Here is a 19,261-nt window from a genome sequence, read left to right as displayed (position 1 = left end):
GAGGGGTCAGGCGGGGAAGGTAATGCCGAGCCGGCGGCCGACTTCCTCGTAGGCCTCGATCACGCCGCCGAGTCCCTGGCGGAAGCGGTCCTTGTCCATCTTCTCGCGGGTCTTTGCATCCCACAGGCGGCAGCCGTCCGGGGAGAACTCGTCGCCAAGGACGATCTCGCCCTTGAACACGCCGAACTCGAGTTTGTAGTCGACCAGCGTCATACCGCCTTCGTGGAACAGCTGCTTGAGCACCTGGTTGACCTTGAAGGTGAGCCGCTTCATCTGCGAAAGCTGCTCCGGGGTGGCCCAGCCGAAGGTTTCCGCCAATGATTCGTTGATCATCGGGTCGCCCTTCTCGTCGTTTTTCAGGAAAAGCTCGAAGGTGGGCGGGGTGAGATCAATGCCCTCCTCCACGCCCAGGCGCTTGACCAGGCCCCCGGCGGCGACGTTACGTACCACGCACTCCACGGGGATCATCTCCATCTTCTTGACCAGGCTTTCGCTGTCGGAGAGCTGCTTTTCGAAGTGGGTGGGAATGCCCGCCTCTTCCAGACGCTCCATGATGAAGGCGTTGAAGATGTTGTTGACCATGCCCTTGCGCGCCAGCGACTCCTTCTTCTTGCCGTCGAAGGCGCTGGTGTCGTCGCGAAACGTCAGCACCAGAAGGTCCGGGTCGTCGGTGGTGTAAACCGATTTTGCTTTGCCAGCGTAGAGTTCTTCACGCTTTTCCATGGGGGCTCCGAAGTAATAGGGAACGGGAGTAGTATGAAACGTTAGCGCAAATAGCCGGATACGCGCTCGAGCAGCTCGCGCTGGTCGTCGGCGCTGAAGTCACGCTCGCTTTCGTTGACCGCACGCAGCACACTCTGGTTGCCCTGGGGCTCGAGCACCAGGCGGATGTTCTGCGTCATGCGGCGCACGTCGCTACTGAAGGCGACCTCGATCGGATTCCGGCCCTCTTCCGAGGCGGTCATGTAGTTGACCAAAAACGAGTAGTCCTGGGGCGATTTGTCGAGCAGTACACGGCGGTTCTCGACGGTGAAGTCGAGCGTCAGGTAGTGATCGAGCTCGGCCCAGACGCGCTCGGCGGACTGAGGTATTTGCACCTGCCACTCGCCGCCTTCCTGGCGGATCTGCAGGCTGCGCTCACCGGAGAGGCGTTGGGCGTTCCAGGAGGAGGCGCTGGCGGTGGTGCTGCGCGCGTCCAGATACTCCTCGAGGGCGTCGAGGCAGTTGCCCACCGCGCGCCCGCCCTGCTCGCAGCGAACTTCGCTGCTGCCGGCGCGCAGCGCGCTCTGCAGCGAAAGCGTTGCCTGGGTGGTTTCGATCACGCCACGGTTGGCGTCGCTCTGGACGATACCCAGGCCCCGGCTCTGGGCGAACGCCTCGAGCTGCGGCCAGACCGTACCGGTGTCGGCGGCCACCACCAGCCAGGTGTCGCTACCGACCTCCCGGCGCTCGACGAACTCGGGCTGCAGGCCGCTGCCGATCGAAAGCGAGGGCGGCGGCGCCACATCGGCGGCACGCTCGACCCGGCTCCCCTGCAGCGCCGCCTGGGGCACCGGCATGGCATCGCCGTAGCGCTGGGGGTTACGGCTGTCCGGCAGCACCAGCGGCGGCGCGGGGCGCACGTCGGTGTAGTCGAGGTTACGGTCATCGTAAAAGCCTTCGCGGGCGCAGCCGGACAGCGCCGTCCCTACCACGAGTGCCAGCGGTATCCATTTAAGCGCAGGTCTTTCCAGCACAGAGCTCATCAAGCCACCTTAAGTCAACGTTCACTCGCCCGGCGCGGCCGGGCCTTGGGTCGGGCGCCGCGGATCACTCCTCGACGACGCCAGCCAGCTGCAGCGCTTCACTCACAGTGGCGTGGTATTTTTCCGAAAGCCAGGTCAGCGGCAGGCGGATGCCCGCCTCCATGTAGCCCATGCGGTTGAGCGACCATTTGACCGGGATCGGATTGGCTTCGATGCCCAGGTTGGTGTGAAGCGGCATCAAGCGCGTATTGATCTGGTGCGCCTTTTCGCTATCGCCCTTGACCGCCGCGGTGCACAGCTCGTGCATCGCCCGAGGCGCCACGTTGGCGGTGACCGAGATGTCGCCATGGCCGCCCATCAGCATGAAATCGCAGGCGGTGGCGTCATCGCCGGAGTAGAGCATGAAGTCGCTGCCCTTCAAGCGTGCAATTAGATCCTCGGCGCGCTCAAGGTTCCCGGTGGCGTCTTTCAGGCCGACGATGTTGTCCACCTCGGCCAGGCGCAGCACGGTTTCGTTGTAGAGATCCGAGCAGGTGCGCCCCGGCACGTTGTACATGATCACCGGCAGCTTGCTGCCCTCGGCCACCGCCTTGAAGTGCTGGTAGAGGCCTTCCTGGGTGGGCTTGTTGTAGTACGGGCACACCGACAGGCAGTAGTCGGCGCCGACTTCGCTGGCGTAGCGAGCAAGCTCCACCGCCTCGGAGGTGGCGTTGGCGCCGGTACCGGCGATGACCGGAATACGCCCGTTGACCTCTTCCACCACGCTTCGAATCACGTCGAAGTGCTCGGCAAACGACATGGTGGTCGGCTCACCCGTGGTGCCGGCAGCGACGATGGCGTCGGTGCCGTTGTCCAGATGGAAGTTCACCAGGCGGCGTAGCGCCTCCCAGTCGATGTCGCCATTGACCTTCATTGGCGTCGCCAGGGCGACTATGCTGCCTGTGATCATCCGTTATTCCTCACCTGATAACTGCGCCCGGTACATCGGACACATCGTTGCAAAAGCGAAAGCATCGCGCAGGGCCGAGCGAGCAGGCACCGACCGGCGCGTTCAAAGGGCAAATGGTACTCAGCGGATTCGAGCGTGTACAGCGTAAAGCGCGTCGAGTTTGCGCCAGCCCCGCTTCCAGGTTGGATCAGGCTTTGACACGGCGCGCCGCGTTGCGTGTAATCAAGCGCTCACCTCACGACACTCTTTTCAAGACACTCTCTGCAAAAAAAGGAGCACGCTCATGGCCGTGGAATTAGGCAAACCCGTTCCCGATATCAGCGCCCCCGCCACCGGCGACACCACGGTGACGCTGTCGGACTTCAAGGGCCAACAGGTAGTGATCTACTTCTACCCCAAGGCGAGCACGCCGGGCTGCACCACCGAAGGCGGCGACTTTCGCGACCGCATGGCGGCGTTCAAGGCCGCCAACACGGCGGTCGTCGGGGTATCCCGCGACGGGCTGCGCGCCCAGGAGAACTTCAAGGCCAAGCAGGACTTCAACTTCGAGCTGATCTCCGACAAGGACGAGGCGCTCTGCGCACTGTTCGACGTCATCAAGCTCAAGAAGATGTACGGCAAGGAGCACATGGGCATCGAGCGCAGCACGTTCTTGATCGACAAGCAAGGCAAGCTCGCCTTCGAGTGGCGCGGCGTCAAGGTGCCCGGCCACGTCGAAGAGGTGCTCGAGAAAGCGCAGGAACTCGACGGGCAGAGCGGCTAACGCAAAGCGCCCGCCGGATGCGGCGGGCGCTTGAAACGATGTAACGCCTTCACCAGCGCTCAGCGCTCGAGCGTGCGGTTCTCGGTCATGATCACGCTCTGCGTCTCGCGCGGCGAAGGGCTCACTCCCCGCGGCCAGGCGTAGACCAGCGCCTTCAAGAGCGTGGCCAGGGGAATGGCGAAGAACACCCCCCAGAAGCCCCAGATACCGCCGAAAAACAGTACTGCGACGATGATCGATACCGGGTGGATATTGTTGGTCTCGGAAAAAAGAATCGGCGAGAGCACGTTGCCATCGAGCGCCTGAATGACGCCGTAGGCGACGATCACGTAGGCGAACTGCTCGCTGAGCCCGAAATGAAACCCCGCCACCGCGGCTACCGGGAGCGTGGCCACCGCCGCCCCGATGAACGGCACCAGCACCGAAAAACCGACCAGCACGGACAAAAGCGCGGTATAGGGCAGCCCGAACAGGGTAAAGGTGAAAAACGCCACCGTGCCGACGATGATGATCTCGATCGACTTGCCGCGAATGTAGTTGGCGATCTGGTGGTCCATCTCGCGCCAGATCCGCGTCAGAAGCGACCGCTTTTGCGGCAGAAGCGACAGAATAAAGCCCACCAGCTGCTCACGATCCTTGAGCATGAACAGCACCAGAATCGGCACCAGCACCAGGTAGATGATGATCGACATCACGTTGCCCAATGAGGCCAGCGACAGCGTCAGCGCTCGCTGGCCGAGCTGGCTGATCTCGCGACTGGCCACGCTGATCCAGCTCTGCATCTGGTCCGGCGTAATCAGGTTGGGGTAGCGCGCCTGCAGGTCGTCGAGCAGCGCCTGGCCGCTGGCGAACATGCGCGGCGACTCCTGCACGAGCCCGACGAGCTGGTTCCAGATCAGCGGCAGCAGAATGAACGAAAGCGTCAACAGCGCGCCGACGAAGACAAGAAAGACCAGGATCACCGCCAATAGGTGCGGCACCCCGCGGCGGGTAAACACGTTGACCACGCCCTGGAGCAGAAACGCCAGCACCAGCGCGGTGAAAAACGGCGCCAGCATGCGGCCAAACCAGATGATGGCGGCGAACCCGGCCACCAGCACCAGCAGAAGAATCAGCGCCTCCTCATCGGAGAAGTAGCGCTCCACCCAGCTTTTGAGGATATTGCGCATGGTCATGGGCGGCGCTCCCCGGCCTTGCGTATCCAGAAATGATAACGGTGCTCGCGGCACTCGCGGTGCACCAGCGTATGGGCGCTCTGCTCGGCGAACGAGCCGATATCGCGCCACGAGCCCTGATCGTCGGCCATTACTTCCAGAAGCTGGCCCGCATCGAGCCCGGCCAGCGCCTGTTTGGCTTTCAACAGCGGCAGCGGGCAGGCGAGCCCGCAGGCATCGATGGCCGCGTCCGGCGAAAGCGCTACGGGCGCCATTGAATCGCCCTGTTGTTCATCCGACATGTCGGCTCCCTTAAAATGCCCGGGCAAAGCTGGCATTGTGACACAAACCCGGTTATCACTGACGCCTAAGCGGGTTCGATTTAACGGCACTTCCCGACTCGAATCAATGTCACACCGCACGCCCGCGGCTTTTCGAGCGGCCCTTATGACAATCAGAGGATGCCATGTCCCACGTTCGCCTTCTGCCGCGTTTCGCCCTTGGGCTTTCACTCTCGCTTGCGCTGCCCGGCGCGCTGCCCGCTCACGCCCAGGGGTTCGATCAAAGCCAGCTGCCGAGTTTGGGCGGCGCGTCGCCTTCGGCAAGCCAGGAAGAGTTTCGCCTCGGCCGCGCCTGGCTCCGGCAGTTTCGCGCCCAGGCGCCGGTGTGGCAGGATGCGATCGTGTCCGACTACTTCGAGGGACTGGTGGCCAGGCTGACGCCGTACAGCCAGCTGGGCGGTTTGAACACCACCACGGTGATGGTCGATCATCGCTCGCTCAACGCCTTCGCCGTGCCCGGCGGCGTGGTCGGCATCAACTCGGGGCTTTTTGCCTTCGCCGACGACGAAGCCGAGTTCGCCTCGGTCATCGCCCATGAGCTTGGCCACCTTTCCCAGCGCCACTACGCCCGCGGCAGCGAGCGCGCCGGCCAGACCCAGCTGCCGGCCATGGCCGGCATGCTTGCCGGCATGCTGATCGCGGCCAGCGGCGGCGGCGAAGCCGGTATTGCCGCCGCCATGGGCTCTCAGGCGGCGGTAATGCAGGACCGGCTCGCCTACTCGCGGCGCTTCGAGCAGGAGGCGGATCGTGTCGGGCTACAGGCGATGGCCACCGCCGGTTTTGATCCGGAGGCGATGGTGCGTATGTTCGCCTCGATGCAGCGCCTGGCCCGCCTGCAGGGCGGCACGCCGCCGGAGTTTCTGCTCACCCACCCGGTGTCCGACAGCCGCCTGAGCGATGCCCAGGCGCGGGTGGCCCAGCTGACCGTGGCCGACAGCTACCGAAGCGACACGCTCTACGACCTGATGCGCGCCCGAGCGCTTCTGAGCATCTACGCCAACACGCCGGACCAGGCGCTCTCACGGCTGGCCCAGGACGGCGCCGATGAGTCGGCCCGGCGCTATCTCGGCGCCTTGATCAGCGCGCGCCGCGGCCAGGTCGACTCGGCGCTTGGGGAGCTCGACCGACTCGCCGCCGAGTACCCGGACTACGCCATGCTGCCCGCCTCCGCCGCCGAAGTGGCGCTGCAGGCGAACCGCATCGACGAGGCGATCACCCGGGCCGAGCGCTGGCTGCGCTTCATGCCGAGCTACCTGCCCGCCCAGATGATCCTTGCCGAGGCGCAGCTCCAGCGCGACCCTCGGGCGGCGTTCGACCTCTTGCGGCGCATCACCGACCGCTACCCGGAAAACCCGCAGGCCTTCAACCTGCTGGCCACCGCCGCCGGGCGCAGCGGCTACAATGGCTGGGGGCATTTGGCCCAGGCGGAGTATCTGCAGCTTACCGGTCGGGTGGACCGGGGCATCCAGCAGCTCGCCATTGCCAAAAGCGCGGCGCAGCAGGAGAACGACACCGCGCTGACCGCACTGATCGACCAGCGCCGCGAGGCGTTTCTGGACTACCGCGACGCGCTCTCCACCTTCAACTAGCGCAAACGAAAGCGCCCCCGGCAGAGAACTGCCGGGGGCGCTGAATCTGGTGGGTCGTGTAGGATTCGAACCTACGACCAATTGATTAAAAGTCAACTGCTCTACCAACTGAGCTAACGACCCAATGCCCTGAAACACATGTCGCGTTATGGGGGCATGGCGTTCGATGGAGATAAACCAACGCGCCGGGCGTCGGTGGTGGGTCGTGTAGGATTCGAACCTACGACCAATTGATTAAAAGTCAACTGCTCTACCAACTGAGCTAACGACCCCCTCGAACGGATGCATATAGTACGGACGCGCCTGGCGTTTGGCAAGCCTTTTTAATGGTAAACACCAGGATAGCGCCATTTTTCGAAACCAGAGAGCGCTGCCCTTGCCCCATGGCTTGCGCTTTGGGGGAGTGACGCCTTCCTGCGGCCAGGCCGCGGGAAGGCAGTCGCGCGGTTTTAGCGCCGCTTGGGTTTGCGCATCGCCTGAACCGGGCGGCGCTTGTGCTTGTCGCGGCTCCAGCGGTTCTTCTCGTCCGGGGTGAGCTCCGGCACCTTGCGCGCTTCGAGCTGGGCAAGACTCGACAAATCGTCGATCTCGTCCTGACTGAGCTCGATCCATTCGCCGGCCCGCGCCCGCTTGTCGAGGAAGATATTGCCGTAGCGCACGCGCTTCAGGCGGCTCACGGTGAGCCCTTGGGACTCCCAGAGCCTGCGCACTTCGCGGTTACGCCCTTCCATGATCACCACGTGAAACCAGGTGTTGATTCCTTCGCCGCCGAACTCCTGCACGTCGGTGAAGCGCGCCGGGCCGTCCTCGAGCATGACGCCGTCGACCATCGCCTTGACGTGCTCCTGCTTGACCTCGCCCATCACGCGCACCGCGTACTCGCGCTCGACCTGGGTGGAGGGGTGCATCAGGCGGTTGGCGAGCTCGCCGTCGGTGGTAAAGAGCAAAAGGCCGCTGGTGTTGATGTCCAGCCGCCCGATCGCGATCCAGCGCTCGCCTTTCAGGCGCGGCAGGCGCTCGAACACCGTGCGCCGCCCTTCCGGGTCCTTGCGCGTGCAGAGCTCGCCTTCGGGCTTGTTGTACATCAGCACGCGGCGCGGCACCTCGGCCTCCGGGCGCAGCGACACCGGGCGATCATCGAAGCTCACCTTGTCGCGCTCTTCGACCCGGTCGCCGAGCTTGGCGATCTGGCCGTTGACCTTGACGCGGCCGTCGCTTATCACGGTTTCCATCTCGCGGCGCGAGCCCAGGCCGGCGCGGGCCAGCACCTTTTGCAACTTTTCGCTACCGGGAGGGGGTGTTTGATTACTCTGACTCATGGTCGTCGGACCTCTTCTCTGTCGACGTGGGCGGCTCGAACTTTTCCGCCGCACGCGCCGCGAGCCGTGCTTCCAGATCGGCAAAGCTCAGCGGCGGGGTTAACGCCGTCTCGGCGTGGGGTTGGGCGCTTTCGTCAGGGGAAGGCGCGCCCGTATCGGGCTGCGCATCCTGCCCGGTTTCGGCGGCTTCGTCCAGTGTCTCGACCCCGTTTTGCGCCGAAGATTCCGCCGGTTCGTCGTCGATGGCGAGCTCTTCCTGGCTTGCCAGGGCGTGCATCGGCGGCAGCGCGTCGAGCGTCTTAAGGCCGAAGTCGTCGAGAAAGCTTCGCGTCGTGGCGTAGACCGCCGGGCGCCCCGGCACGTCGCGGTGGCCGACCACGCGAATCCAGCCGCGCTCCATCAGCGTGCGCATGATCGAGCTCGACACGCTCACCCCGCGCACTTCCTCGATGTCGCCGCGGGTGACCGGCTGGCGGTAGGCGATCAACGCCAGCGTCTCCAAAAGCGCCCGCGAGTAGCGCTGGGGCCGCTCGTCCCAGAGCCTCGACACCCACTGGGAAAGGCGCGGGCGGATACGCAGCTGAAAGCCGGAGGCGGTTTCGACCAGCTCCAGCGCCCCGGCGCCGTGGCGTTCGGCAAGCCGCCCAAGCGCGTCGCGAAGCGTTTTGGGCCCGGGGCTTTCGCCGTCGAGAAACAGCGTCTCCAGCCGCTCGAGGCTCAGGGGTTCGCCGGCGGCCAGCAGCGCCGCCTCGAGAATTTCGTCCAGGGTCGTGCCCTGATCCAGGCTTTTCATTCTGGGGATACTGCTCACGGCTGGTCCTCGCCCATATCGTCCTTTGTAGCGCCGTCCGTTGTAGCATCGTCCGCTTTAGAGGCGTCCTCGAAGGCGTCACTTTCGTCCTCTTCGAGCTCGAAGGCACCGTTTTCGAAGGCATCGCCGTCATCGGCCAGCGCTGCCGGCCTTGCGCGCACGTGGATCGGCGAAAGCGGCGCGTTCTGCACGATCTCGATCATCGCCTCCTTGGAGAGCTCGAGAATCGCCATGAAGGTGACCACCACGCCGCCGCGCCCCTCCTCCGGGGTGAACAACGCCTCGAACGGCGTGTAGCGCCCTTGGGCATCGTCGGCTGACAGCACCTCCATGATCCTGAGCATCCGTTCGCGGGTCGAAAGCACCTCGCGGCTCACCTGGTGGCTCTGGGTCAGCTCGGCGCGCTTGAGAATACCGGAGAGCGCGCCGAGCAGCTCATCGAGCTCCACCTCCGGGTGGATCACCCGGGTTTCGATCGGCGGCAGCCCCGCCTGGGCGCTGAACCAGTCGCGGCCCACCCGCGGCAGCGTATCCAGCGTCTCGGCGGCTTCTTTCAGGCGCTCGTACTCCTGCAGCCTTCGGATTAGCTCGGCGCGGGGGTCCTCTTCCTCCTCGCCCTCCTCCTTCGGCGGGCGCGGCAACAGCGTGCGCGATTTGATCTCGGCAAGCATCGCCGCCATCAGCAGATACTCGCCGGCGAGTTCGATCTGCATCGCCTTCATCAGCTCCACGTACTCGATGTACTGATGGGTGATGGCGGCGACGTTGACCGTGAGAATGTCCAGGTTCTGGCGGCGAATCAGGTAAAGCAGCAGATCCAGCGGCCCTTCGAAGGCTTCGAGAAACACCTTCAGCGCCTCCGGCGGAATGTAGAGATCCTCGGGCAATTGGGTAATCGGCTCGTCGAACAGCCGCCCGAGCGCCTCCACCACCGGCTCCTCGATGGCGGATTCGATCTCGTTAGCGGGGTCGAGCGTTTCACTCACGCGGGGACATTCCTCATTGACTGACGGGCGGTGGTGCCATCCGGCGCCAGTGTAACAGCGCCGGGCTCAGGGGACATCGCCGCCAGCATCGGCCGCCTTGCGAAAGCGCCCCTGGTAGTCGAAGAGCTTGTTGCGAAGCTGCCAGTGGCGCCCCACCTTGCGCCCGACCACGAAGTCCGGCCGGCGCAGCCGCTGGCGCTGCCCCACCACCTCCTCGGCGGAGGTGGGCTTCCATTCGATGCCCGGGGCACGGGCGTGATCCTTCAAAAAGGCGTGGTAGAAGGCGTGGCGCTGGGCGCCGGTTTCCAGCGCAAACCACTCGGAAAGGCTCTCGCCATCCTCGTCGAAATAGGTGACCTTGAGCCGGGGAAGCCCGCGCCCGTTGACGGTGGCGACGAGCTCCATCCCGCTGACCCGCAGCACCCTGGCGTCCTTCAACTTGAGCGCATCCTTGAGCTTATCGTCGGCATCGACTAAAAGCGCCTGGCAGCCGTGACAGCGCCGTGCGGCGATGTCGTTCTCGGCGCCGCACTGATCGCACACCTTGAAGCGAAAGCGAAAGTCGCACTGCACGCGCTTGCCCTGTTCGTTTTCGACCAGCCCCTGGCAGCGCCGCCCAAAATGCTCGATGACCAGCTCGCCGTCGCGCTTGCCCCAAAAGAGGTTGGCGTGCTCGCAGGCCGGACACACCACCTGCACCGGTTCCGAGTCGCTGTCCGGGCGCGGCTCGCCCACCTCCGGGGCGTAAAGATCCCAGGGGTTGCCGGCGTAGTCGAGCACCAGACACTCCTGCTTGTCCGGCGAGAGCCGCAGCCCGCGCCCGACGATCTGCTGATAAAGGCTCACCGACTCGGTGGGGCGCAGGATCGCGATCACATCCACGTGGGGCGCGTCGAACCCGGTGGTCAGCACCGAGACGTTGACCAGATACTTGAGCGCGCGCGCCTTGAAGGCATCGATCAGCCGCTCGCGCTCGGCGGCTTTCGTTTCGCCGGTGAGCAGCGCCGCCTCGGCCTCGGGCAGGTAGCCCATGATCTCCTCGGCGTGGGCCACGGTGGCGGCAAAGATCATCACCCCCTGGCGATCACTTGCGCGTTCGATGATCTGCTCGACGATACCGGGGGTGGCGCGGCTTTTGGCCACCACCTCGTTGAGCTCGCGTTCGACGAACTGGCCCGTGGGCGCCGGCACCAGGCGCGAGAAGTCGTAGCCTTCGATCGCCATATCCAGGCGCCTGGGCGGGGTCAGGTAGCCCTTCTTGACCATCAGGCGCAGGGGCTGCTCGAACACGCAGTCGGCGAAGAAGCAGTCCTCGGCGCCGCGCACCATGCCGTGGTAGTGGCGATGGTAGATGAAGCCCTGTCCCAGCCGGTAAGGCGTGGCGGTCAGCCCCAGCACCTTGAGCCGCGGATTCTGACGCTTGAGATGCGCGATCACCTGGCGGTAGCTCGACGTCTTTTCGAGCGACACCCGGTGGCACTCGTCGATCACCAGCAGGGTGAAGTTTTCATCCGTGAAGGTGTCGAGGTTGCGCACCACCGACTGTATTGATCCGAACACCACCTGGCGGCTCGCCTCGCGGCGCTTGAGCCCGGCGCTGAAGATATCCGCCTCGAGGCCGTAGGCCTGGTACTTGGCGTGATTCTGCTCGACCAGTTCACGCACGTGGGCCAGCACCAGCACGCGCCCACGGGCCAGCCTTGCAAGCTCGGCGATCACCAGCGATTTGCCGCTGCCGGTGGGCAGCACTACCACGCCGGGAGCGGAGGTGTCGCGAAAATGCTCGACCACTCGCGCCACCGCCTGGCGCTGGTAATCGCGAAGCTCGGGGGAGCTTATTACCGGTTTGTCACTCAACAGTTAGCCTGCTACTGAAACTTTTCGGGAATTCGTCAATCACACGGTCAGGGAGAGATGGTTCAACCTTTTAATCATTGGGAACGCAAGACGCTTTTTTTTAAAGGAGTAAGTCATGCCAACCAATCACTTTAGCGCCGAGTGCCCCTGCTGCGGTAGCCGCTTGAAGCGCCTGCCCGCCACCCGCCGCGACGCGGTTCATGTCTACTGCATGGGTTGCGGTCATGATTTCGGCCGCTACGAAACGCTGGTCGCGCGGTATCGCAAAACTCTGGAGAAGCTCGAAAGCGAACTCGCTACCTCGATGCCATCCAGAAACGAGCGCACCCGGTTGACGGCTTACGAGTCACCTTGAGAGCCGTTTTCTGGCGCTTAAAACGAACAAGCGGTGGCAGGTAACGACCGGCCACCGCTTTTTCATGTGCCCCGTTGACCGGGGCGAGTCGCCTTAACCGAGCCAGACCCGGGCGTTTCTGAACAGCCGCAGCCAGGCGCCGTCTTCACGCCACTCCTTCGGCCGCCAGGAGTTGGTCACCGCGCGGGTGACGCGCTCCGGGTGCGGCATCATGATGGTGACGCGGCCATCCGGCGTGGTCAGCCCGGTAATGCCCGCCGGCGAGCCGTTGGGGTTGGCCGGGTAGCGCGTAGTGGCCTGGCCGTAGTTGTCGATGTAGCGAAGCGCAATCTGGTTCGATGACTGCATCTTGCGCAGGTGGGCGCTGTCGCGAAACGACGCGCGGCCTTCGCCGTGGGCCACGGCGATGGGCAGGGTCGAGCCCTCCATGCCGGCAAGCAAAATCGACGGGCTCTTCTCGACGCGTACCATCGATACGCGGGCCTCGAACTGCTCGGACTCGTTGCGCAGAAACTCCGGCCAGCTCTCGGCGCCGGGAATCAGGCTCTTGAGCTGCGAGAGCATCTGGCAGCCGTTGCACACGCCCAGGCTGAAGGTGTCCTCGCGGGTGAAGAACGCCTGGAACTGCTCCCGGGCGCCGTCGTTGAACAGGATCGACTTCGCCCAGCCGCCGCCGGCGCCGAGCACATCGCCAAACGAGAAGCCGCCGCAGGCGACCAGCCCCTTGAACTCATCGAGCGCCACGCGCCCTTCGAGAAGATCGCTCATGTGTACGTCGACGGCCTCGAAGTTGGCCTTGTCAAACGCCCAGGCCATCTCCGCCTGACCGTTGACGCCCTGCTCGCGCAGTACCGCCACCGCGGGTTTGGCGGTGTTGACGAACGGCGCGCTGATATCCTCGTCGACCGCAAAGCTCGGCGCCGCGGAAAGGCCCGGGTCGCGCAGGTCCATCAGGTTGTCGAACTCGTTCTTGGCGCACTCGGGGTTGTCGCGCAGCGCCTGCAGGCGGTAGCTGGTTTCGGACCAGGTACGCTGGGTGAGCTGACGGGTGGTCTCCAGAAGCGGCTCTTCGAACAGCGTGACGCGCACCTGGTCGTCGTAGCGCGGGCGCGCGATCACGCCGCAGGTTTCGATACCGGCCACGGCGAACTGGGTCAGCACTTCCTGGGTGTGCGCTCGGTTGACCTGGATCACCGCCCCCAGCTCTTCAGAGAACAGCGCGCTGAACGCCTCGACCGGCTCGTCGATCAGCCAGTCGAGCTTGATCTCGAGGCCCGCGTGGGCGGCAAACGCCATTTCGAGCAGCGTGACCAGCACCCCGCCGTCGCTGCGGTCGTGGTAAGCCAACAGCTTGCCGTCGCGGTTGAGCCCCTGGATCACCTCGAAGAACGCCTTGATGTCCTCCGGGTCGTCGACGTCCGGGCATGCGTCGCCGAGCTGGCCGTATACCTGGGCCAGCGCCGAGCCGCCCAGGCGGTTCTGGCCGCCGCCCAGGTCGATCAGGATCAGGTCGGATTCGTCCTGCTCCATGTCGATTTGCGGGGTGAGCGTGGCGAGCGCGTCGATCACCGGGGCAAAGCCGGTGGCAATCAGCGAAAGCGGCGAGGTAACGCTCTTCTCCTCCGCCTCGCCTTTGGCGTTTTCGTCCTGCCAGGCGGTGTGCATCGACATCGAGTCCTTGCCCACCGGTACGGCGATGCCAAGCGCCGGGCAGAGCTCCATGCCCACGGCGTAAACCGCATCGTACAGCGCCTGGTTCTCGCCGGGCTGATCCGCCGCACTCATCCAGTTGGCGGAGAGCTTGATGTCCGAGAGCTTGGCGATCGGCGCGGCGGCCAGGTTAGTAATCGCCTCGGCGACCGACAGCCGAGCGCTCGCCGCCGGGTCGATCAGCGCCACCGGCGCGCGCTCGCCCATCGCCATCGCCTCGCCGGCGTGGGTGTCGTAACTGGCGGTGGTCACGGCGACGTCCGCCACCGGCACCTGCCAGGGGCCGACCATCTGATCCCGCGCCACCTGGCCTGTGATCGAGCGATCGCCAATGGTGATCAGAAAGCTTTTCGAGGCCACCGCCGGCAGGCGCAGCACCCGATCGAGCGCTTCGCGCAGGTCCAGGTTGTCGAGCATCACGCCGGAAAGCGCCGGGCGCTGGCGAGTGAACTCGCGCTCCATCTTCGGCGCCTTGCCGAACAGCACGCTCATCGGAAGGTCAACGGGCTTGCTCTCGAAGTGGCCGTCGCGCACTTCCAGGTGGTGCTCCTCGAGCGCCTCACCGACCACGGCGAAGGGGCAGCGCTCGCGCTTGCAAAACGCCTCGAAGGTGGCGAGGTCGTCCGGGGCGACGGCCAGCACGTAGCGCTCCTGGGCTTCGTTGCACCAGATCTCCAGCGGGCTCATGCCGGGCTCGGCGTTGGGCACCGCGCGCAGGTCGAAAAGCCCGCCGCGGTTGCCGTCCTTGACCAGCTCCGGCAGGGCATTCGAAAGCCCGCCGGCGCCGACATCGTGAATGAAGCGGATCGGGTTCTTGTCGCCCATCGCCCAGCAGCGGTCGATCACTTCCTGAGCGCGGCGCTCCATTTCCGGGTTTTCGCGCTGCACCGAGGCGAAGTCGAGATCCGCGCTGGAGGCGCCGGAGGTCACGCTCGACGCCGCCCCGCCGCCCAGGCCGATCAGCATCGCCGGGCCACCCATCACGATCAGCTTGCCGCCGACCGGGATGTCGCCCTTCTGCACGTGCTGGGCGCGGATGTTGCCGTAACCGCCGGCGATCATGATCGGCTTGTGAAAGCCGCGTCGGGTGATGTCGTCGCCGCTGAGCACGTCCTGCTCGTAGGTACGAAAGTAGCCGGTCAGGTTCGGGCGGCCGAACTCGTTGTTGAACGCCGCGCCGCCAATGGGACCGTCGAGCATGATCGAAAGCGCCGACTGCATACGCTCGGGCTTGCCGTAGTCGAACGCCTCCCAGGGCTGAACGAACTCGGGGATACGCAGATTCGAGACGGTGAAACCGGCCAGCCCCGCCTTGGGCTTGCCGCCGATGCCGGTCGCGCCTTCGTCACGAATCTCGCCGCCGGAGCCGGTGGCCGCTCCTGGAAACGGCGCGATCGCCGTCGGGTGGTTGTGGGTCTCCACCTTCATCAGGATATGGATCGGCTCCTGGTGGGCGCCGTAGGTGGCGCGCTCGCCCATCGCCCCGGTCAAAGGCGCAGGGAAGAAGCGCCCGGCCTGGCTGCCCTTGATCACCGCGGCGTTGTCGCTGTAGGCGGAGAGCACGTTGTCCGGCGAGCTTGCGAAGGTGTTCTTGATCATCTTGAACAGCGACTGGGGCGTGGTCTGGCCATCGACGATCCAGTCGGCGTTGAAGATCTTGTGACGGCAGTGCTCGGAGTTCGCCTGGGCGAACATCATCAGCTCCACGTCGCTCGGGTTGCGGTCAAGCTCGTTGAAGGCGTCGACCAGGTAGTCGATTTCGTCATCGGTCAGCGCAAGTCCCAGCTCGCGGTTGGCGACGACCAGCGCCTCGCGCCCGCCCTCCAGGATATCCACCGAGCCAAGCGGCGCCGGCTCGAGCCGGGTAAAGAGCTTTTCGGCTTCGGTGTCGTCCCAGAGCACGGTTTCGGTCATACGGTCGTGCAGCGCCTCGGCGATCAGCGCGTGGTGCGCTTTTTCGAGCCCCTCGCCGCCCACGCGGTACTCGATGCCCCGCTCGATGCGGCGAACGCCGGAAAGCCCGCAGCTATGGGCGATGTCCGTGGCCTTGGTCGACCAGGGCGACTGGGTGCCCAGCCGTGGCACGACCCAGAGGCGGGTGGGCGCGTCGACCGCTTCCTTTGAGGTGAAGCTGCCGTACTCCAGAAGCTGTTCGAGGCGCGCGCGGGCGGTGTCGTCCAGCGCCTCGCCGCCGTCGATGAAATGAACGTAGTGGGCGTCCAGCGCCGACACCTCGGGAACGCGTTCACGCAGCGCTTTTAAAAGCCGGTCATGGCGGAAGGCAGAAAGGGCGGGCGCGCCTCGCAGTTCGAGCATATCTGGGGGCCTCTAAAGCCGGGAGAGTGAAGCGGGAAATCACCAAGCCGCTGTGCGACAGGCGCCCATGATACTAAAAAGCGGCTTTGATAAGAAATCACGCGAGGTGACAGCGCCACCCGGGCTGGGTATGGTGGCTGCCTGTTCGATACCGACCGCGCCCCATGCCGACACTCGATTGCCGACATTTTCTTGCCTATTACCGCCTTTACTGGGCCGTCGTCAGTGTCGTCTGGCTCTGCCTGGTGCCCACGGTGAATGGTAAAATGCCCGCGCAGCACCTGGAGCGTGTGCTCGAAAAGGACTTCATCACCGCCCACACCCGCACCACCCCGACCACCTACTACGAAGGCCGCCAGGGCCCGACCGGCTTCGAGTACGAGCTGTTGCACCGGTTCGCCGAGTCGCTTGGCGTCAGCCTCAACCTCAACGGCCGCCACGCCCCGGAAGAGGTGCTCGATGCGGTGCGCAGCCAAGGCGATATCGGCGCCGCGGCGCTGGCGCTCGACCCGAGCACGCCGGGCATTCACTACACCCGCCCGATTATCGACATGCAGCCGCTGCTGGTCTACCGCCGCGGGCTCTACAACATCGACACCACCCAGAATCTCACCGGGCTCAGGATCGCCACGCTGCGCGACACCGGCACCGAGCAGGCGCTCTCGGGGCTCCAGGACAAGGTACCCGGCCTTGACTGGCAGGCCCTCGCCAATACCGAGATCGCCGAGCTGCTCGCTCGGGTCGAAAGCGGCGAGTTCGACGCGGCGGTGATCTTCGATCATCAGTTTCGCGTCAACCGGCTGTTCTTTCCCAACGTCGAGCGCGGCTTCTCCATTGGCGAGCCGCGCTCGCTCGCCTGGGCGCTGCCCGCGGGCCAAGGGCTCGAGCTTCTGGAGGCGGCCAATCGGTTTCTCGATGCGCAGCGCGAAAGCGGTGAGCTGGCGCGGCTGGTACGGCGCTACTTCGGCCACGACGACTACCTCGAGTACGTCGGCACGCGCACCTTCCTAGGCCACCTGGACAAGCGCCTGCCGGAGTTCGCGCCGCTGTTCAAGCAGGCCGCTCACGAGACCGGCTTCGACTGGAAGCTTCTCGCCGCCGTGGGCTACCAGGAGTCGCACTGGGACCCGGAGGCGGTATCGCCCACCGGTGTGCGCGGCTTGATGATGCTGACCCACCCCACCGCCAGCGACATGGGGGTGCAAAACCGCCGCGACCCGGCCCAGAGCATCGACGGCGGCGCGCGCTATCTGAGAAACCTCGAGGAGCGCCTGCCCGAAGAAATAGTAGGCGACAACCGCCTGTACATGGCGCTGGCCGCCTACAACGTCGGTTTGGGGCATCTTTATGACGCCCGCGACATCGCCCGAATGCGCGGCGGCGACCCGAACCTTTGGGCGGACGTGCGCGAGGCGCTGCCGCTTCTACAGCAGCGCCGCTGGCACAGTCAGACCCGCTATGGCTTTGCCCGCGGCGGCGAGCCTGTGATCTACGTGCGCAACATCCGCCGCTATTACGAAATGCTGAGCTACGTCGAACGCAGCCGTCAGCAGTTTTTCCAACTGGGCCAGACGGGCCTGGCGAGCGCTGAAACACCGCCCTGATCGAGACCACGAGTGACGGGGCGGAAAGCCAAGCCCCGACTGGAGGAAAACATGATCCGATACCGCTTCACCGCGGCCTGGCGTTTGGCCGCCGCGCTAACGCTTGCCAGCGCCTTTTTTCCCGCTTTCGCCTTTGAGGCCGGCGAGCCGGTCGCCCCGGTCCAGGTGGCCGACCGCGGCGAGCTGGTGCTCGAACAGGGGGCGCTTCGCTACCGGCCCTGGAGCAGCGCCGAGCTCGCCGGCAGCGTCGGCGTGGTGCTCCACGTGGCCGGGCGCCTCTCGGCCAGGGATTTGAACGCGCCGATCATCGAGGCGATCGAGGCGGCGGATTTTCCCAGCGAGCGCTTTCAGGCCACCACGATCGTGAACACCGACGATGCGGTGTTCGGAAGCTCGATGTTCGTGCGCAAGAGCGTGGAGAGCAGCAAGCGCGACGTGCCCGAGATGCAGTTCGTGGTCGATGAGGACAGCGCGGTGCAGAGCGCCTGGAACCTTGCGCGCGGCGGCTCGGCGGTGGTGGTTCACGATGCCGCCGGGCGCGTGCGCTTCGCCAAGGACGGGCCACTGACGCTTTATGAGGTCAACCACGTGATGGATCTTTTAAGCGCAATGCTCGACCCCGCCGAGCAAGAGCCGAGCGCGCTGGCACCCAACGGGCCGAGCGCCGACGGCCTTGCGCGAAACGAGCATTGACTTTCAAGCCCTGCCCGTTGATGTTAAAACATTTTTCATACTGGCTGCGGCGGCAAGCGGTCGCCCCGAATGGGACCGCCCTCGCCATGACGCCGGTCGATTCGCCGCTTGCTGCACGCTTTAGCCACGAACAACGAAACGCCAGGGACCGCTTTGATGAACGCCGACGCCGACCAATTGACTAGCCATCGAGACGAGCTCGAGGCGCTGCGCGAGTCGCTGGAAAAGCGTCTGCAGAATTGGCTGCCCGAAGCCCCGGCTTCTGACCGGGTCGCCCAGGCCATGCGCGAAGGCACGCTTACGCCGGGGAAACGGGTGCGCCCGCTGCTGCTGATCCTCGCCGCCCAGGACCTGGGCGACAAAGTCGCCTTCGAGGGCCTGCTGGATCTCGCCTGCGCGGTAGAGATGGTGCACGCCGCCTCCTTGATCCTCGACGACATCCCCTGCATGGACAACGCCGCGCTGCGCCGCGGCCGGCCCACTATCCACCGCCAGTTCGGCGAAAGCGTGGCCATTCTGGCCGCCGTGGCGCTGTTGAGCCGCGCCTACGCCATCGTTGCCGAGGCGCCGGGGCTTGACGGCGAGCGCCGAGCGGCGGCGGTGTCCCGGCTTGCCGGCGCCGTCGGCCTGCAGGGGCTGGTGCAGGGCCAGTTTCTCGATTTGAGCGAAGGCGGCCAACGGCGCGACGTCGACGCGATCCTCACCACCAACGAACTCAAGACCAGCAAGCTCTTCAGCGCCACGCTGGCGCTTGCCACCCTGGCCGCCGATGCCGACGAGCCCGCCCAAACGGCGCTTTTGCTGTTCGCCGAGGAGCTCGGCCAGGCCTTTCAGCTGATCGACGACCTGGCCGACGGCGTGATGGGCACCGGCAAGGACCTGAATCAGGACGCGGGAAAATCGACGCTGGTGGCAACGCTCGGCGAAGCCGCGGTGCGAAAGCGCCTGGACGCGCACCTGGCCCGCGCCGATGCGCACCTGGCCACCGCCTGCCCGCAAGGCGGGCGCACCCGCGCCTTTGTCGAGAGCTGGTTTCGCCAGCAGCTCGCCGTGATCGGCGCACCTTGAG

General features: G+C 65.3%; 16 protein-coding genes and 2 tRNA genes. 6 read left to right on the top strand and 12 right to left on the bottom strand.

The annotated features are described in order from the left end of the window. Positions 1-6 precede the first annotated feature (6 nt). From purC to dapA, 3 genes are all read right to left on the bottom strand, one after another. Positions 7-723 (bottom strand): phosphoribosylaminoimidazolesuccinocarboxamide synthase, encoded by a 717-nt coding sequence (gene purC, locus ACGK9R_RS02470; RefSeq protein WP_394577980.1) that lies wholly within the window; start codon positions 721-723, stop codon positions 7-9. 41 nt (positions 724-764) lie between these two features. Beyond that, positions 765-1,745 carry a lipoprotein, NlpB gene (locus ACGK9R_RS02465; protein WP_394577979.1) on the bottom strand — a complete coding sequence of 327 codons (981 nt, stop codon included), beginning with the start codon at positions 1,743-1,745 and terminating at the stop codon, positions 765-767. Between the two features lie 64 nt (positions 1,746-1,809). Then, positions 1,810-2,694 (bottom strand): 4-hydroxy-tetrahydrodipicolinate synthase, encoded by an 885-nt coding sequence (gene dapA / locus ACGK9R_RS02460; RefSeq protein ID WP_394577978.1) that lies wholly within the window; start codon positions 2,692-2,694, stop codon positions 1,810-1,812. A 283-nt stretch (positions 2,695-2,977) separates the two neighbouring features. On the opposite strand from dapA, the gene ACGK9R_RS02455 reads away from it, so the two are divergent. Continuing rightward, complete coding sequence (locus ACGK9R_RS02455; protein WP_394577977.1) at positions 2,978-3,457, top strand: peroxiredoxin; 480 nt, start codon at positions 2,978-2,980, stop codon at positions 3,455-3,457. A gap of 59 nt (positions 3,458-3,516) precedes the next feature. Here the strand turns inward: ACGK9R_RS02455 and ACGK9R_RS02450 are convergent, their stop codons facing one another. Together ACGK9R_RS02450 and ACGK9R_RS02445 are read right to left on the bottom strand one after the other, a co-directional pair. After that, positions 3,517-4,632 carry an AI-2E family transporter gene (locus ACGK9R_RS02450; protein ID WP_394577976.1) on the bottom strand — a complete coding sequence of 372 codons (1,116 nt, stop codon included), beginning with the start codon at positions 4,630-4,632 and terminating at the stop codon, positions 3,517-3,519. Continuing rightward, positions 4,629-4,913 (bottom strand): sulfurtransferase TusA family protein, encoded by a 285-nt coding sequence (locus ACGK9R_RS02445; RefSeq protein WP_394577975.1) that lies wholly within the window; start codon positions 4,911-4,913, stop codon positions 4,629-4,631. The genes ACGK9R_RS02450 and ACGK9R_RS02445 overlap by 4 nt, the downstream gene beginning before the upstream one ends. Before the next feature lie 164 nt (positions 4,914-5,077). Between ACGK9R_RS02445 and ACGK9R_RS02440 the strand changes: the two genes are divergently transcribed. Then, a complete protein-coding gene (locus tag ACGK9R_RS02440) occupies positions 5,078-6,541 on the top strand; it encodes a M48 family metalloprotease (protein ID WP_394577974.1) in 1,464 nt (487 codons plus the stop codon). A gap of 47 nt (positions 6,542-6,588) precedes the next feature. Here ACGK9R_RS02440 and ACGK9R_RS02435 read toward each other — a convergent pair. The 6 genes from ACGK9R_RS02435 to ACGK9R_RS02410 all read right to left on the bottom strand — a co-directional run bounded on the left by ACGK9R_RS02435 (position 6,589) and on the right by ACGK9R_RS02410 (position 11,448). Next, positions 6,589-6,664, bottom strand: a tRNA-Lys gene (locus ACGK9R_RS02435). A gap of 73 nt (positions 6,665-6,737) precedes the next feature. Next, positions 6,738-6,813: transfer RNA gene (locus ACGK9R_RS02430), tRNA-Lys, on the bottom strand. 177 nt (positions 6,814-6,990) lie between these two features. Further along, positions 6,991-7,860, bottom strand: a complete 870-nt coding sequence (rluB, locus tag ACGK9R_RS02425; protein ID WP_394577973.1) for a 23S rRNA pseudouridine(2605) synthase RluB — start codon at positions 7,858-7,860, stop codon at positions 6,991-6,993. Next, complete coding sequence (gene scpB / locus ACGK9R_RS02420) at positions 7,847-8,653, bottom strand: SMC-Scp complex subunit ScpB (RefSeq protein WP_394578576.1); 807 nt, start codon at positions 8,651-8,653, stop codon at positions 7,847-7,849. The genes rluB and scpB overlap by 14 nt, the downstream gene beginning before the upstream one ends. A 14-nt stretch (positions 8,654-8,667) precedes the next feature. Then, entirely contained in the window at positions 8,668-9,657 is a 990-nt protein-coding gene (locus ACGK9R_RS02415) for a segregation and condensation protein A (RefSeq protein ID WP_394577972.1), read from the bottom strand. 66 nt (positions 9,658-9,723) lie between these two features. Continuing rightward, complete coding sequence (locus ACGK9R_RS02410) at positions 9,724-11,448, bottom strand: DEAD/DEAH box helicase (RefSeq protein WP_394578574.1); 1,725 nt, start codon at positions 11,446-11,448, stop codon at positions 9,724-9,726. 181 nt (positions 11,449-11,629) lie between these two features. On the opposite strand from ACGK9R_RS02410, the gene ACGK9R_RS02405 reads away from it, so the two are divergent. Beyond that, positions 11,630-11,869 carry a hypothetical protein gene (locus ACGK9R_RS02405; protein WP_394577971.1) on the top strand — a complete coding sequence of 80 codons (240 nt, stop codon included), beginning with the start codon at positions 11,630-11,632 and terminating at the stop codon, positions 11,867-11,869. A gap of 93 nt (positions 11,870-11,962) precedes the next feature. Here ACGK9R_RS02405 and purL read toward each other — a convergent pair whose 3' ends face one another. Beyond that, complete coding sequence (purL, locus tag ACGK9R_RS02400) at positions 11,963-15,895, bottom strand: phosphoribosylformylglycinamidine synthase (protein WP_394577970.1); 3,933 nt, start codon at positions 15,893-15,895, stop codon at positions 11,963-11,965. Between the two features lie 164 nt (positions 15,896-16,059). Here purL and mltF point away from each other — a divergent pair, with 164 nt between their 5' ends. From mltF to ACGK9R_RS02385, 3 genes are all read left to right on the top strand, one after another. Then, complete coding sequence (gene mltF / locus ACGK9R_RS02395; protein WP_394577969.1) at positions 16,060-17,499, top strand: membrane-bound lytic murein transglycosylase MltF; 1,440 nt, start codon at positions 16,060-16,062, stop codon at positions 17,497-17,499. Between the two features lie 51 nt (positions 17,500-17,550). Next, positions 17,551-18,192: a YtfJ family protein gene (locus tag ACGK9R_RS02390; RefSeq protein WP_394577968.1), complete on the top strand. Its 642-nt coding sequence runs from the start codon at positions 17,551-17,553 to the stop codon at positions 18,190-18,192. Positions 18,193-18,348: 156 nt separating this feature from the next. Beyond that, positions 18,349-19,260 carry a polyprenyl synthetase family protein gene (locus ACGK9R_RS02385; RefSeq protein WP_394577967.1) on the top strand — a complete coding sequence of 304 codons (912 nt, stop codon included), beginning with the start codon at positions 18,349-18,351 and terminating at the stop codon, positions 19,258-19,260. Position 19,261 lies beyond the last annotated feature (1 nt).

The sequence above is a fragment of the Halomonas sp. HNIBRBA4712 genome (assembly GCF_043558675.1).
GTDB lineage: Bacteria > Pseudomonadota > Gammaproteobacteria > Pseudomonadales > Halomonadaceae > Vreelandella.
The sequence above is the reverse complement of the archived record's forward strand: the minus strand, read 5'-3'. Positions and strand labels throughout refer to the sequence as shown.